This window comes from Mesorhizobium ciceri WSM4083, assembly GCF_000519305.1.
GTDB classification, from domain to species: domain Bacteria; phylum Pseudomonadota; class Alphaproteobacteria; order Rhizobiales; family Rhizobiaceae; genus Mesorhizobium; species Mesorhizobium ciceri_B.
In genome coordinates, this window is record NZ_JAFG01000014.1 from 42,450 (window position 1) to 56,468 (window position 14,019).

12 protein-coding genes are annotated in these 14,019 nt (G+C 64.1%); 7 read left to right on the forward strand and 5 right to left on the reverse strand.

Going from position 1 to position 14,019, the window contains the following annotated elements; genetic code table 11:
• Positions 1–33: 33 nt before the first annotated feature.
• The 6 genes from rhaS to MESCI2_RS0122730 all read left to right on the forward strand — a co-directional run bounded on the left by rhaS (position 34) and on the right by MESCI2_RS0122730 (position 6,308).
• Positions 34–1,029: a rhamnose ABC transporter substrate-binding protein gene (gene rhaS, locus MESCI2_RS0122705; RefSeq protein ID WP_013533599.1), complete on the forward strand. Its 996-nt coding sequence runs from the start codon at positions 34–36 to the stop codon at positions 1,027–1,029.
• 84 nt (positions 1,030–1,113) lie between these two features.
• The gene (locus tag MESCI2_RS0122710; protein WP_027038566.1) at positions 1,114–2,655 is read left to right on the forward strand and encodes a sugar ABC transporter ATP-binding protein; all 1,542 of its coding nucleotides are present in this window, start codon (positions 1,114–1,116) and stop codon (positions 2,653–2,655) included.
• The gene (locus MESCI2_RS0122715; protein WP_027038567.1) at positions 2,652–3,626 is read left to right on the forward strand and encodes an ABC transporter permease; all 975 of its coding nucleotides are present in this window, start codon (positions 2,652–2,654) and stop codon (positions 3,624–3,626) included. Before MESCI2_RS0122710 ends, MESCI2_RS0122715 begins: the two co-directional genes overlap by 4 nt.
• A complete protein-coding gene (locus MESCI2_RS0122720) occupies positions 3,623–4,618 on the forward strand; it encodes an ABC transporter permease (protein WP_027038568.1) in 996 nt (331 codons plus the stop codon). Before MESCI2_RS0122715 ends, MESCI2_RS0122720 begins: the two co-directional genes overlap by 4 nt.
• Positions 4,618–4,935 (forward strand): L-rhamnose mutarotase, encoded by a 318-nt coding sequence (gene rhaM, locus MESCI2_RS0122725; protein WP_027038569.1) that lies wholly within the window; start codon positions 4,618–4,620, stop codon positions 4,933–4,935. The genes MESCI2_RS0122720 and rhaM overlap by 1 nt, the downstream gene beginning before the upstream one ends.
• On the forward strand, positions 4,932–6,308 hold the full coding sequence (locus MESCI2_RS0122730; protein WP_027038570.1) for an FGGY-family carbohydrate kinase: 1,377 nt from the start codon (positions 4,932–4,934) through the stop codon (positions 6,306–6,308). Before rhaM ends, MESCI2_RS0122730 begins: the two co-directional genes overlap by 4 nt.
• Here MESCI2_RS0122730 and MESCI2_RS0122735 read toward each other — a convergent pair whose 3' ends face one another.
• From MESCI2_RS0122735 to galE, 3 genes are all read right to left on the reverse strand, one after another.
• The gene (locus MESCI2_RS0122735) at positions 6,309–8,135 is read right to left on the reverse strand and encodes an alanine racemase (RefSeq protein WP_027038571.1); all 1,827 of its coding nucleotides are present in this window, start codon (positions 8,133–8,135) and stop codon (positions 6,309–6,311) included.
• Between the two features lies 1 nt (position 8,136).
• Positions 8,137–9,387: a D-amino acid dehydrogenase gene (locus tag MESCI2_RS0122740; protein ID WP_027038572.1), complete on the reverse strand. Its 1,251-nt coding sequence runs from the start codon at positions 9,385–9,387 to the stop codon at positions 8,137–8,139.
• A gap of 310 nt (positions 9,388–9,697) precedes the next feature.
• A complete protein-coding gene (galE, locus tag MESCI2_RS0122745) occupies positions 9,698–10,693 on the reverse strand; it encodes a UDP-glucose 4-epimerase GalE (RefSeq protein WP_027038573.1) in 996 nt (331 codons plus the stop codon).
• Between the two features lie 268 nt (positions 10,694–10,961).
• On the opposite strand from galE, the gene hemA reads away from it, so the two are divergent.
• Positions 10,962–12,239, forward strand: a complete 1,278-nt coding sequence (gene hemA, locus MESCI2_RS0122750) for a 5-aminolevulinate synthase (protein WP_027038574.1) — start codon at positions 10,962–10,964, stop codon at positions 12,237–12,239.
• Positions 12,240–12,312: 73 nt separating this feature from the next.
• On the opposite strand, the gene MESCI2_RS0122755 is transcribed toward hemA, so the two are convergent.
• Both MESCI2_RS0122755 and mscL read right to left on the reverse strand, forming a co-directional pair.
• Positions 12,313–13,479: a pyridoxal phosphate-dependent aminotransferase gene (locus tag MESCI2_RS0122755; RefSeq protein WP_027038575.1), complete on the reverse strand. Its 1,167-nt coding sequence runs from the start codon at positions 13,477–13,479 to the stop codon at positions 12,313–12,315.
• A gap of 110 nt (positions 13,480–13,589) precedes the next feature.
• Complete coding sequence (mscL, locus tag MESCI2_RS0122760; RefSeq protein ID WP_027038576.1) at positions 13,590–14,012, reverse strand: large conductance mechanosensitive channel protein MscL; 423 nt, start codon at positions 14,010–14,012, stop codon at positions 13,590–13,592.
• Positions 14,013–14,019 lie beyond the last annotated feature (7 nt).

Consider the following 14,019-nt stretch of genomic DNA (forward strand, 5'->3'; position numbering starts at 1 on the left):
CGATGGAATGCAACGCTCAAGGGAGGAAATTCGATGAGCTTCTTGAAGAAATTGATGGTGACGGCTGCATTCTCAGCCGCCATGTTCGTGAATGCCGCCTATGCCGAGAACGTCAAGATCGCGCTGGTGGTGAAGTCGCTGGGCAACGGCTTCTTCGATGCCGCCAACAAGGGCGCCGAAGAGGCGGCCAAGGAACTTGGCGACGTCGACATCATCTACACCGGCCCGACCAAGGCGACCGCCGAAGCGCAGATCGAAGTGGTCAATTCGCTGATCGCGCAGAAAGTCAACGCCATCGCCATTTCGGCCAATGACGCCGACGCTCTGGTGCCGGTGCTGAAGAAGGCCATGGAGCGCGGCATCACCGTCATCTCGTGGGATTCGGGCGTCGCCAAGGAAGGCCGCCAGCTTCACCTCAACCCGTCCGATACCGGCCTGATAGGCGAGACCATCATCAAGCTCGCAGCCGACCACCTGCCGGAAGGCGGCGAGGTCGCCATCCTGTCGGCCTCCTCGACCGCGACCAACCAGAACGCCTGGATCGACGCGGCCAAGAAGATCCTGCCGGAGAAGTTCCCCAAGATCAAACTCGTCGCCACCGTCTATGGCGATGACGATTCGGCCAAGAGCACCGACGAAGCCAAGGGCCTGCTGAAGTCCTATCCGAACCTCAAGGCGATCATCGCGCCGACCACCGTCGGCGTCGTTGCCGCCGCCCAGGTCGTCACCGACGAAAACCTGATCGGCAAGGTCAATGTCACCGGTCTGGCACTGCCGTCCGAGTTCAAGAAGTTCATCGACAACGGTTCCAGCCAGGCGGTTGCGCTGTGGAACCCGATCGACCTCGGCTACTCGGCCGTCTACCTCGCCCATGATCTGGCGGTGAAGAAGGAAGAGGCAAAGCCCGGCGCCACGCTATCGATCGGCCGCGTCGGCAAGGTGACGCTCGACGACACCAACTCGGCTGCGATGGCTCCGCCCTTCCAGTTCGACAAGTCGAACATCGAAAAGTTCTCCAAGATCTATTGATCTGGAGTTCTCTAGAGCTGACGCGGCGGGGCTCACGTCCCGCCGCGACTTTAAACGAACCTTGTTTCAGGGCTTGATACGATTATGGACACGACAGCCCAACACGGCGCGGTGAAGGAGCGGCCTCCGGCCCCGGCTCCACGCCTGACGCTGACCGGCATCTCCAAGAGCTTTCCCGGCGTGCGCGCGCTGCACAATGTCAGCCTGTCTCTCTACCCCGGGCAGGTGACGGCGTTGATCGGCGAAAACGGCGCCGGCAAGTCGACGCTGGTCAAGATCATGACCGGTATCTACCAGCCCGACGGGGGCACAATCAGTATCGACGGCCAGACCGTCACCCTGCCCAGCGCGCATGCCGCCTTCGGCCACGGCGTCACCGCCATCCACCAGGAAACCGTGCTGTTCGACGATTTGTCGGTCGCAGAAAACATCTTTCTCGGCCATGCGCCACGCACGCGTTTGCGCACCATCGACTGGCGCACGATGCGCAAAAATGCACGCGAAGTGCTCGACACCATGCATGCCGGCCATATCGACGCCGACGCGCGGTTGAAGGACCTCGGCATCGCCAACAAACATCTGGTTGCCGTTGCGCGCGCCATGTCGATCGACGCGCAGATCGTCATCATGGACGAGCCGACCGCAGCACTCTCGATGAAGGAGATCGAGGAGCTCTTTTTGCTGATCGAGTTCCTCAAGAGCGATGGCAAGGCGATCCTGTTCATCAGCCACAAGTTCGACGAGATCTACCGTATCGCCGACCGCTACACGGTGTTCCGCGATGGCGAGATGGTCGGCGAAGGCCTGATCAGGGATGCCGGCCAAAGCCAGATCGTGCGCTTGATGGTCGGCCGCGCGGTCGATCACATCTTCCCGCAGCGCAAGGCCGAGATCGGCTTGCCGGTGCTCTCCGTCTCCGGCCTGTCGCATCCGACCGAATTCAACGACATCGGCTTCGAACTGCACAAGGGCGAGATCCTCGGCTTCTACGGCCTGGTCGGCGCCGGCCGCAGCGAGGTGATGCAGGCGATATCGGGCATCACCCGCACATCAGCCGGCACGATCACGCTGGAAGGCAAGACGCTCGCGCCGAAATCGGCTGCGGATTCGATCGATGCCGGCATCGTCTACGTGCCGGAGGAACGCGGCAAGCAGGGCGTGGTGATCGGCCTGCCGATTTTCCAGAACGTCTCGCTGCCTTCGCTCAAGCGCACGTCGAAGTCTGGGCTGCTGCGGCTGTCGGAGGAGTTCGATCTGGCCCGCTCCTACACCGAGCGGCTCGACCTCAGGGCCTCTTCGCTCAGCCAGGATGTCGGCACGCTGTCGGGCGGCAACCAGCAGAAGATCGTCATCGCCAAATGGCTGGCGACCACGCCCAAGGTGATCATCCTGGACGAGCCGACCAAGGGCATCGACATCGGCTCGAAGGCCGCCGTGCACGGCTTCATGGCCGAGTTGGTGGCGCAAGGCCTGTCGGTGATCATGGTGTCCTCCGAGCTGCCCGAAATCCTCGGCATGTCCGACCGCGTCGTGGTCATGCGCGAGGGTCTCGTTGTCGCGGTCTACGACAACAAGGGGCTGGACGCCGAGACGCTGGTTCGGACGGCGGCGGGGATCGCGGCATGAAGGCTTTCCTCAAATATCGCGAAATCTGGCTGTTCGCGGCCATCGTCGTGCTGATCGGATTGATCTCGACGCGCTTCCCGGCCTTCGCCGACCCCGGCAATCTGCGTCAGGTTTTCAACGACACCTCGATCCTGATGATCCTGGCGCTTGGCCAGATGGTGGTCATCCTGACCCGGTCTATCGACCTGTCGATGGCCTCCAACCTCTGCTTCACCGGCATGGTGGTGGCGATGCTGAATGCCGCGCATCCGGCAATCCCGATCCCGCTGCTGATCGTCATTGCGTTGGTCGTCGGGCTGGTGCTCGGCGCCATCAACGGCCTGCTGGTCTGGCGGCTGAACATCCCCTCGATCGTGGTGACGTTGGGCACGCTGACCATCTATCGCGGCGCCACCTTCGTCCTGTCCGGCGGCGCCTGGGTCAATGCCGACAAGATGAGCCCGGATTTCATCGGCTTTCAGCGCGCCGCCTTCCTCGGCATTCCGGTGCTGTCGTGGATCGCCATCCTGGTCATTGCGCTGTTCTTCGTCCTGATGACGCGCACCGCGCTCGGGCGCTCGATCTATGCCATCGGCGTCAACCCGACGGCTTCCGTCTATGCCGGCATCGATGTCGGCCGCACGAAATTCATCGTCTTCTGCATCTCCGGCATGATCGGCGGCCTGTCAGGCTATCTCTGGATCTCGCGCTATGTGATCGCGTCGGTCGAGGTCGCCAACGGCTATGAGCTCAACATCATCGCCGCCTGCGTCATCGGCGGCATCTCGATCGCCGGCGGCATCGGCTCGGTCGGCGGCGCGGTGCTCGGCGCACTGTTCCTCGGCATCATCTCCAACGCCCTGCCGGTCATCAACATCTCGCCCTTCTGGCAGATGGCGATTTCGGGCAGCGCCATCATTCTGGCCGTCGTGCTCAACGCGCGCGGCGAACGCCAGCAAGGCCGCATCATCCTCAGAAAGGTGGAGGCGTGACCGACATCCCTGCCCCGCGCCATATTCCCGACCGGCTCGACAAGCCGCTGCGTTCGGCGATCTTTTCCTGGGAAGCGCTGCTGGTCGTCGTGGCTGTCGCCATCTTCGCCATCAACAGCTTCGCCTCTCCCTATTTCCTCGACCCGTATTCGCTGTCCGATCTGACCTTCAATTTCACCGAGAAGGGCCTGATCGCCTTCGCCATGGCGCTGCTGATCATTTCGGGCGAGATCGACCTGTCGGTTGCCGCCATCATCGCGCTGGCGTCGACGATGATGGGCATGGCCGTGCAGGCCGGCGCCGGCACGCCGGTGCTGGTGGCGATCGGCATCGTCGTCGGGCTCGGCTGCGGCGCTTTCAACGGTCTGCTGGTGACAAGGCTCGGCCTGCCGTCGATCGTCGTCACCATCGGCACGATGAGCCTGTTTCGCGGCATCGCCTTCATCATCCTCGGCGACCAGGCCTACAAGGGCTATCCCCAAAGCTTCGCCTTCTTCGGCCAGGGCTATGTCTGGTGGGTGGTGTCGTTCGAGCTGGTGCTCTTCCTCATTGCCGCCGTCGTCTACTGGTTCTTGCTGCACCGTACGAGTTTCGGGCGACGCGTCTTCGCCATCGGCAACAATCCGATAGCTGCGCAGTTTTCCGGCGTGCGCGTCGGTCGCACCAAGTTCATCCTGTTCTGCCTGACCGGGCTGATGTCGGGCATCGCCTCGGTGCTGATCACATCGCGGCTCGGTTCGACGCGGCCCTCGATCGCACAGGGCTACGAGCTGGAAGTCATCACCATGGTGGTGCTCGGCGGCGTCAGTATCCTCGGTGGCGCCGGCAGCATTCTTGGGGTAGTGCTCGCGGCCTTCATCATGGGGCTGGTGACCTTCGGGCTCGGCCTGCTCAACGTGCCCGGCATCGTCATGTCGATCTTCATCGGCCTGCTGCTGATCATCGTCATTGCCTTGCCGATCGTCTGGCGGCGGCTGCGCGGAGGGCGTTGATGGCCGAGAAATACGCACTCAAGATGAAGCTGAAGCCCGGCATGAAGGCCGAGTACAAGAAGCGCCATGACGAGATCTGGCCGTCGCTGGTCTCACTGCTGAAGCAAGCCGGCGTCTCCGATTATTCCATCCATCTCGACGAGGAGACCAATATCCTGTTCGGTGTTCTGTGGCGGCGTGACGACCACGGCATGGACGAATTGCCAGGGCATTCGGTGATGCAGCGCTGGTGGGCTGAAATGGCCGACATCATGGAAACCAGAGAGGACAACGAGCCGGTGGCCGTGAAGCTGGAAACAATGTTCCACATGGCATGAGTGCGACGCGTCACATCGCCGTCATCGACATCGGCAAGACCAACGCCAAGGTGGCGCTGGTCGGCCTCGCTACGTTGAGCGAGGTCGCGCTGCGCCGCATGTCCAATGCGCCGGTGCGACAGGCGCCTTACCCGCACCACGATGTAGAGGCGCTATGGGCATTCATCCTCGAAAGCCTTGCCGGCCTCCACCGCGAACAGCGCATCGACGCCATTTCGATCACCACCCACGGCGCGACGGGCGTGCTGGTCGACGCGGCGGGTGAACTGGTGCTGCCGGTGCTCGACTATGAGTTCGATGGCCCCGACGGGCTGGCAGCGGATTATGACGCGATCCGCCCGCCCTTCTCCGAGACCGGCACGCCGCGCCTGCCGCTCGGCCTCAATCTTGGTGCTCAATTCTTCTGGCAGCAGAAGAGCTTCCCGGCGGAATTCGCCAGGGCCGCCGCGATGCTGATGTACCCGCAATACTGGGCGTTGCGGCTGACCGGCATCGCCGCCAACGAGGTCACCTCGCTCGGCTGCCACACCGACCTGTGGAACCCGTGGACGGCGGATTTCTCATCATTGGTCGACAGGCTGGAATGGCGCGGCCTGATGGCGCCGGTGCGGCCGGCCAGCGATCGCCTCGGCCCGATCCTGCCCGCTGTTGCGATGCGAACCGGACTGGATCCGCAGACGCCGGTGTTCTGTGGCCTGCATGATTCCAATGCCTCGCTGCTGCCGCATCTGCTGTCCGACAAGCCGCCTTTCTCCGTAGTCTCGACCGGCACCTGGGTGGTGTCGATGGCGGTCGGCGGCAAACAGATTGCGCTGGCTGCCGCGCGCGACACGCTGGTCAATGTCAACGCACTCGGCAATCCCGTTCCCTCGGCGCGCTTCATGGGCGGCCGCGAGTTTTCCGTGCTGACAAAGGACCAGCCGGAACAGTGGACCGAAGACGATGTCGGCACCGTGTTGGCGCGAAAGATGCTGCTGCTGCCGTCGACCCAGCAAGGCTCGGGGCCGTTCCCGCACCATGCCGCAATATGGCTTGATGCCGAGGGCCTGAACAGCGGCCAGCGCTTTGCCGCCATCTCGTTCTACCTGGCATTGATGACGGCAACCTGCCTCGAGCTGATCGGCGCGGACGGTCCGACCACGGTCGAAGGCCCCTTTGCCCGCAACCGGCTCTTTGTCGGCATGCTGGCGGCAGCCACGGCGCGCGCCGTGGTTGCGTCCGAGGCCGCCACCGGCACCAGCATCGGCGCCGCGCTGCTGGCATGCGATCGGCCGGCGACGCACGGCAAGGGCGAAAGCATAGAACCGCCTATAGACCCGGCCTGGGCCGACTATGTCAGTGCATGGCTGGCGGCAGTGGACGTGCAGGGCTGATCAGAGAATCCGTTTGCCGAAAGCCGACATGACGAAGTTGACCGCGTCGGTGCCGATCCGCGGCTCCAGATCCGCCGTCAGGCCCGACACATCCATCGACAGCAGCCCGCCGGAGAGCGCGATCGCCTCCATCGCCTGATGCGTCTCGCGCACCGTCAGCCCGCCGGAGCCCGCAGCCCAGCCGGCGAATTCGGTTGCGGTCGGCGAATAACTGACATGAAAGCCTTGCGTGCCTGAGGTGGCGATGCGGATCGCTTCATGCATCAGGTCGCGCATGCCCATGGCGTCGATATCGGTCATGGTGAAGGCCGCAACGCGCGAATCCTTCAGCACCCGCACTTCGGCCGGATCGGCGTGACGCAGGCCGACGATGACGACATTTTCCGGCGACAGCTGCGGCTGCAGCGCACCCGCCTTGTGGTCGAGGCCAAGCGCCCGCGCCAGGACCGAGCGTTCCGGCAGGTCGATGCCGTCCTCGTCCTCGGGCATCAGGGCGGCGATGGAATCGATCCAGATCAGGCCGAAGGAATGCGTCGCGCGCGCCGTCGCGGTCAGCGCCTTGTGCGCGATGCGACGGTCGGCGCCGGCGATCAACCGGACCAGCCCCGATGGCGGCCGCTCGACATCGGCCAGTTCCACCACGTCGAAGTTCATCGCTTCCAACCGCGCGCCGGTGCTTTCCCGGGCCAGGATGCCGGCAGCTCCCTGCCCGGCGGTGATCTGCACCATCTTGCGGCCCGAAAAATCCTCGACGTCGTGCATCGGGGCCTTCTCGACATATTCCGAGGTCATCGCCAAAAGCATGGCGCCATAGCTCATGCGGAAGGCGACGCGGTCGCCGACGGAAGGCGGCGGATCGGCATCGGCGACATCGAGCAGCAGATGGTCGCTGGAGGCGCCGAGCACGCGTATCCCCTTGGCGATCGGCGTCAGCCCCTCGACCAGCACGTCCTCGCGGCCGATATTGGCAATGGCGCGCAGCCTGTCACCCTCGTCGGGGAAGACCGGCTGGTTGCCGAAGGCGTCGTAGCCCGATTGGCCGATCGGCCGTGACGGCTTGAGCTTGACCTCGATGATGTCGCTGGTCAGCCGGCAGGCATCGGGTTCGAGCTCCGCCCACGGCGTGTCCCGGAAGGTCTCGACACCGCCTTGCAGGATCGCCTCGCCGACGCGCAAATTGTTGATGCCGGCCGGCAGTCTGCCTTCGAGCAGCAGTGGCAGCGACGACGAAGCGCCGCCGGAAATCACGTCGAGGCTTTTGCCGGACAGACGCTCGGTCTTGTAGGCGTGGGCGACGAGCTGGCCAAGATTTTCCGGCGTCGGCATGATGGCGCCGAAGCAGCCGAGATTGGTGCCGATACCGGCAATGCGCACGCCCTTGAACTGCAGGATCTGTTCGACCGTCGGGATCAGGTCATTCGGCCAGATGCCTTCGCGGAGATCGCCGAGATCGATCATCAGCATGATGTCGTGGACGCGGCCCATGCGCTCGGCGATGCGCGAAATTTCGCGGATGGTGGCGAGTTCCGACTGCAGGCTGATGTCGACGGTGCGCACCACCTCCTCGACACGCGCCATCGGCGGGCTGCGCAACAGCATGATCGGCGCGTTGATGCCGCTGTCGCGCAGCCGGCGGATGTTCTCGAAGCGCGATTCGGCGATGCCGGCGACACCGCCGCGCAGCATGGCGCGCGCCACTTGCGGCATGCCGCAGGTGCCCTTGGTGACGCCGAACACTTTTATGCCCGACAGCGCGCAACGTTCGACGATCGTGCGTGCATTGCGCTCGATGCGGCCAAGATCGATGGCGACTTGCGGTCCCGACATCCTATCCCCCGTAAACCAACCCTTGCGGGTCGATCTCCGGCTTGCGGCCGGCAACGAGGTCGGCGAGGAATTTGCCGGAGCCGCAAGCCATGGTCCAGCCGACATGGCCATGGCCGGTGTCGAGATAGAGGTTTTTGTAGCGCGCCTGGCCGATGACCGGCACCGAGTTCGGCATCATCGGCCGCAGGCCTGCCCACAGATCGGCCTTCCTCTCGTCGAAGGCACCGGGGAACAGATCCCTGCCCGTCCTAAACATGGCAGCGAAGTCGCTCGGTCTATGGCTGCGGTCGAAGCCGGTGAATTCGGCGGTCGAGGCGAGCCGCAGCCGGTTGCCGAGCCTGGAATAGGCGATCAGCTGGTCCTCGTCGGCGCCGCCCATGGTCGGGCCTTTGCTCTCGTCCTCAAGGGGGATAGTCGCGGTATAACCCTTCACCGGATAGACAGGCAGGTCGATGCCGTAACGGCGCCCGAGCAGGCCGCTTTCCGGCCCCATCGAGATGACCACGGCATCGCCGGCGACCGGGCCGGCCGAGGTCGTCACCGCACGCACCCGGTCGCCCTCGATATCGAGGCCCTCGACCGTGGTGCCGTAGAGAAATTTCACGCCGAGTTTTTCGGCCGAGTGGGCGGCGAGCCTTTCCACGAACTGCCGGGAATCGCCGGTCTGGTCGATCGGCGAATAAACGCCGCCGGCGATCTTTTCCTTCACGCCGGCAAGACCAGGTTCGAGCTCGACCAGCCGCTCGCGGCCGACGATCTCGATCGGCAGGCCGTGCTCGGCCAGGTAGCGATAATTGTCGGTGCCGGTGTCGAGGCTGTGCTGCGTGCGGAAGAAATAGAGGATGCCCTTCTTGCGCTCGTCATAGCCGATGCCGGTATCGGCCGAGATGGCGTTGATGCAGTCGCGCGAATAGAGCGCCAGGCGCAGCTTGACCCGGCTGTTGGCGCGCAGGCGCTCTTTCGTGCATTGGCGCAGGAAGCGCAGGCTCCAGGCAAGGAAGTAGGGATCGAAGCGCAGCCGGACCTTGATGCCGAGATTATGGTTGTAGAGCGCACGCAGGAATGTCTTCAGCGCCGCCGGCGAAGCCCAGGCGGTGGCATCGCCCGGCGAGACCAGGCCGGCATTGGACTGGCTGGTGCCGCGCGCCGGCGCCGCATGGCGCTCGATCACGGTGACGTCGTGGCCGTCGCTGGCCAGATAATAGGCGGCCGCCGTACCGACGACACCGGCCCCGAGCACTAAAACCTTCATGCCTTCCCCCAACCGTCAACCCTGACGAGCCTAGCGCGTCTCAGCGGGCGGCACGAGCCCCTACGGCTTCGTGTAGGCCAAGCCGATTTTCAAAGGCTGCGCTGCCCCTCATCCGCCTGCCGGCACCTTCTCCCCGTATAGTGACGGGGAGAAGGGACTAGCCGACTGCCTTTCCTAGCAACGCTGGTGATTGGCGAAACCGCCGATGAGAGCGTCCCTCTCCCCGTCACTATACGGGGAGAGGATGCCGGCAGGCAGGTGAGGGGCGGCGCCAACGGGCCGAGAAAGGCCTCTTGCCAACGAAGGCGTCTCAGCCCCGCGCGGAGTTCTTGCCGGTCAGGATGCGCTCCCAGGCGAGCGCGTCGGCGACGATCTGGTCGAGATCGTCGCGTTGCGGGGTCCAGCCGAGCTCGGCGCGGGCGAGATCCGAATTGGCAACCACCGCCGCGGCGTCGCCAGGGCGACGATCGCCCATCTTCACCTCAAAATCATGGCCGAAGGCGCGGCGCACGCTGTCGATGACCTCGAGCACCGAATAGCCATGGCTGTAGCCGCAATTTGCGACGAGGCTGGTGCCCCCGGCACGCAGCCGTTGCAGCGCCAGGCGATGCGCCGCCGCCAGGTCGCTGACATGGATGTAGTCGCGCATGCAGGTGCCGTCCGGCGTCGGATAATCGGTGCCGAACACCTGCATGAACGGCCGCTTGCCAAGTGCCGTCTCGCAGGCGACCTTGATCAGATGGGTGGCGCCCGGCGTCGACTGGCCGGTGCGGCCCTTCGGGTCGGCGCCGGCGACGTTGAAGTAGCGCAGCGCGGTATAGCGCAGGCCATGCGCGATCGACGCGTCGCGCAGCATCCACTCACTCATCAGCTTGGACAGGCCATAGGGCGATTCCGGCGACAGGCGAGCGTCCTCGCGCACCGGCTCCAGCCCGGCGCCGCCATAGACGGCGGCGGTCGAGGAAAAGATGAAGTTGGGCACGCCTTCGCGCACCGCGGTTTCGATCAGGGTGCGCGTCTTGGAGGTGTTGTTCTCATAGTAGCTGAGCGGGTCGGCGACCGATTCCGGAACCACGATCGAGCCGGCGAAGTGAATGATCGCGTCGACCTTGTTATCCCTGATGACCCCGCCGACCAATTCCCGGTCGGCAACGTCGCCAACCACCAGCTTTGCCTCCGGCGCCACCGCCCATTCGAAACCGGTGGAAAGGCGATCGAGGACGACCACGCTCTCGCCGGCGTCAAGCAACTCCCAGACCATATGGCTGCCGATGTAACCGGCGCCGCCTGTCACCAAAACCGTCATCCGCGTCCTCGCTTATCCAAGATTTATCGGAAACTCTCTCAACCCCCGCTCTACTGGAAAGCCCGCCGCATGGCCATTGGAACCCGTGGTAACCGGCATTGCCGGCCAGTGGCATTGTCCTGAAACAAAGTTGATCCACATCAAGGGAATAGGCCACGATCCGTGATCGTTAGGAACAGGTCCGGGGCGTGGCATTTTGACCAAAAAGGCCAGGTGGACGACCAACAGGCCAATGATTATGATCCCGCGCAAAAATTAGGAAGTCGACATGAACTATCAGCGGTTCTTCGAGGAAGCGATCGACCAGCTCCATGCCGAGCGTCGCTACCGCGTTTTCGCCGACCTGGAGCGTATCGCGGGCAAGTTCCCGCGCGCCATCTGGCGTTCCAATGGCCGCGCCGAGGAAATTACCGTCTGGTGCTCCAACGACTATCTCGGCATGGGCCAGCACCCCGACGTCATCGCCGCGTTCCAGAATACCGCCGGCAAGATGGGTTCGGGCGCCGGCGGCACCCGCAACATTTCCGGCACCTCGAACCCGCTGGTCGAGCTCGAGGTGGAGCTTGCCGACCTGCACGACAAGGAAGCGGCACTGGTCTTCACTTCCGGTTTCGTCTCCAACGAGGCCTCGATCTCGACCATCGCGAAGCTTTTGCCCAACTGCCTGATCATCTCGGACGAATTGAACCACGCCTCGATGATCGAAGGCGTGCGGCGTTCCGGCGCCGAGAAGAAGATCTTCCGCCACAACGACGTGGCGCATCTGGAAGGCCTTTTGCAGGCGGCGGGGCGCGAACGCGCCAAGCTGATCGTCTTCGAAAGCGTCTATTCGATGGATGGCGACATCGCGCCGATCAAAGAGATCGTCGAGCTCGCCGAGCGCTACAACGCCATGACCTATATCGACGAGGTCCATGCCGTCGGCATGTACGGGCAGCGCGGCGGCGGCATCACCGAGCGCGAAGGCCTGGCCGACCGCATCGACATCATCGAAGGCACGCTCGCCAAGGCGTTCGGCACGCTGGGCGGCTACATCACCGGCACCAGCGCCGTGATCGACGCCGTGCGCTCCTATGCGCCGGGCTTCATCTTCACCACGGCACTGCCGCCGGCGATCGCTGCCGCCGCGACCGCGTCGATCCGCCATCTCAAGCGCTCGCAGGCCGAGCGCGACGCCCAGCAGCAGCAGGCGAGCCGAACCAAGCAGATCCTGTCGGCCGCCGGCCTGCCGGTGATGGACTCGCCGACCCACATCGTGCCGCTGCTGGTCGGCGATCCCGAGGCCTGCAAGATGGCCAGCGACCGCCTGCTCGGCGTGCACGGCATCTACATCCAGCCGATCAACTACCCGACCGTGCCGCGCGGCACCGAGCGGCTGCGCATCACGCCGACGCCGTTCCATTCCGATGCGCTGATCGCCGAATTGCAGGATGCGCTGGTCGAGACCTGGGATGCGCTCGGCATTCCCTATGGCTCCGCCGGGCGACCTTCGGTGGCCAAGAGCGACCGCATCATTCCCCTGCTGGTGCCCAAGTCAGGCGGCTGAAGCCGTTTGGAACTCTACTCCGGCGGCCATCTGGCTCGCCGGAGCGATTTGCAATCCGCGCTTCGTCGGCGGCTCAAATAGCCTTCATCCAATTTGCCAGCCGGTGTGCGGCTTCCTCGACCTGGTCGAGGCGGCGGTGGAAACACAACCGCAAAAACGCTTCGCCGCCGGAGCCGAAAGCGGTGCCTGGCGCCAGGCCGACATTGGCCTTGTCGACAATGTCGAAGGCGGCGGTGCGTGAATCGGTGATGCCGTCGACAGTGAAAAACAGATAGAACGCGCCCTGCGGCACCGTAAACCGCGCGCGGCCGGTGGCGCCGAGGATGCCGCAGACAAGGTCGCGCGCCTTGCGCGCCCGCTCGACCTGTTCGGCAACGAAGGCATCGCCCTCGTCAAGGGCGGCGGCCGCGCCGCGCTGCATGAACTGGGCGACGCCGGAATTCGAATACTGGATCAGGTTCTCGAACACCTGCTGCAAGCTCGGATGCGTCTTGATCCAGCCGACACGCCAGCCGGTCATCGCCCAGTTCTTGGAGAAGGAGTTGACGTACAGGATGCGGTCTTCCGCCGACGCGATGTCGAGGAAGGACGGCGCGCGGCCATGGCCATAGTGGAAAAGCGAATAGATCTCGTCGGCGATGATCCAGAGGTTTTTCGCGCGCGCCAGATCGAGGATGGCCTGCAAGGTCTCATGATCGGCGGTCCAGCCGGTCGGGTTCGACGGCGTGTTGATGAACAGCGCCTTTGTGCGCGGCGTGATCGAAGCCGCGATCTTCTCGACGTCGCAGGACCAGCCGTTGCCGGAATGATCGAGCGTGACCGCGACTGGAATGGCTCCCGCTATCGCTGCCGCGGCATCGAAATTCGGCCAGGCCGGCGACAGATAGACAACCTCGTCGCCCGCGCCGGCGAGCGCGTCGAGCGCCAGCTGGATGGCATGCATGCCGGAGCCGGTGACGATGAATTCTTCCTCGGGGAAGGTCTTGCCGAAATGCCTGGCATAGTAGCGGGAAAGCGCCTGCCTGAGATCGGGGATGCCCCTTTGCCAGGTGTAGAATGTCTCGCCACCGGCCAGCGCCTTCGACGCGGCATCGGTGATGAAGGCTGGCGTCGGAAGGTCGCCCTCGCCGGCCCAGAGCGGAATCATGCCTTCGCGCAGGCGGCCGTAATTGACGACGGCGACAATGCCGCTTTCGGGTGCCGCACGGGCCTCGGTGCGCAAGCTGTCGATCAGGGTCATGGGCGGATCCGTTTGGTCTGCGTTTTCGTCAGCGGTCCTTACCAGATGCGAAAACAGAAAACCCCGGCCGCGAACGACCGGGGTTTTGGTCCAGCAAATGCCGGCCGCGGTCAGCGCCTGGCGAGCAGATCGCGAATTTCGGTGAGCAGCGCGACGTCGGCAGGCGGCGGAGCGGCCGGTGCAGCGGGCTTCTCGCGCTCAAGCCGCTTGCGCATGTTGTTCACCGCCTTGACCATCAGGAAGATGATGAACGCGAGAATGAGGAAGTTCAGCGCCACGGTGATGAAGCTGCCATAGGCAAAGACCGCGCCCTGCTTCTTGGCATCGGCCAGCGAGGTCGCGTTGACGGCTGAGGACAATCCGAAGAAATAGTTGTTGAAGTCCAATCCGCCGAAAATCGCACCGACGATCGGCATGATGATGTCATTGACAAGGGAATCGACGATCTTGCCGAAGGCCGCGCCGATGATGACGCCGACCGCAAGGTCCATCACATTACCCTTGGAAATAAATTCCTGGAATTCTTTCAGCATTCGACCC

Bases quoted from the DNA above. Each gene is read 5' to 3' on its own strand.
- rhaS (WP_013533599.1), top strand. From the start codon at position 34: ATGAGCTTCTTGAAGAAATTGATGGTGACGGCTGCATTCTCAGCCGCC.
- MESCI2_RS0122710 (WP_027038566.1), top strand. From the start codon at position 1,114: ATGGACACGACAGCCCAACACGGCGCGGTGAAGGAGCGGCCTCCGGCC.
- MESCI2_RS0122715 (WP_027038567.1), top strand. From the start codon at position 2,652: ATGAAGGCTTTCCTCAAATATCGCGAAATCTGGCTGTTCGCGGCCATC.
- rhaM (WP_027038569.1), top strand. From the start codon at position 4,618: ATGGCCGAGAAATACGCACTCAAGATGAAGCTGAAGCCCGGCATGAAG.
- MESCI2_RS0122730 (WP_027038570.1), top strand. From the start codon at position 4,932: ATGAGTGCGACGCGTCACATCGCCGTCATCGACATCGGCAAGACCAAC.
- MESCI2_RS0122735 (WP_027038571.1), bottom strand. From the start codon at position 8,135: ATGTCGGGACCGCAAGTCGCCATCGATCTTGGCCGCATCGAGCGCAAT.
- MESCI2_RS0122740 (WP_027038572.1), bottom strand. From the start codon at position 9,387: ATGAAGGTTTTAGTGCTCGGGGCCGGTGTCGTCGGTACGGCGGCCGCC.
- galE (WP_027038573.1), bottom strand. From the start codon at position 10,693: ATGACGGTTTTGGTGACAGGCGGCGCCGGTTACATCGGCAGCCATATG.
- hemA (WP_027038574.1), top strand. From the start codon at position 10,962: ATGAACTATCAGCGGTTCTTCGAGGAAGCGATCGACCAGCTCCATGCC.
- MESCI2_RS0122755 (WP_027038575.1), bottom strand. From the start codon at position 13,479: ATGACCCTGATCGACAGCTTGCGCACCGAGGCCCGTGCGGCACCCGAA.
- mscL (WP_027038576.1), bottom strand. From the start codon at position 14,012: ATGCTGAAAGAATTCCAGGAATTTATTTCCAAGGGTAATGTGATGGAC.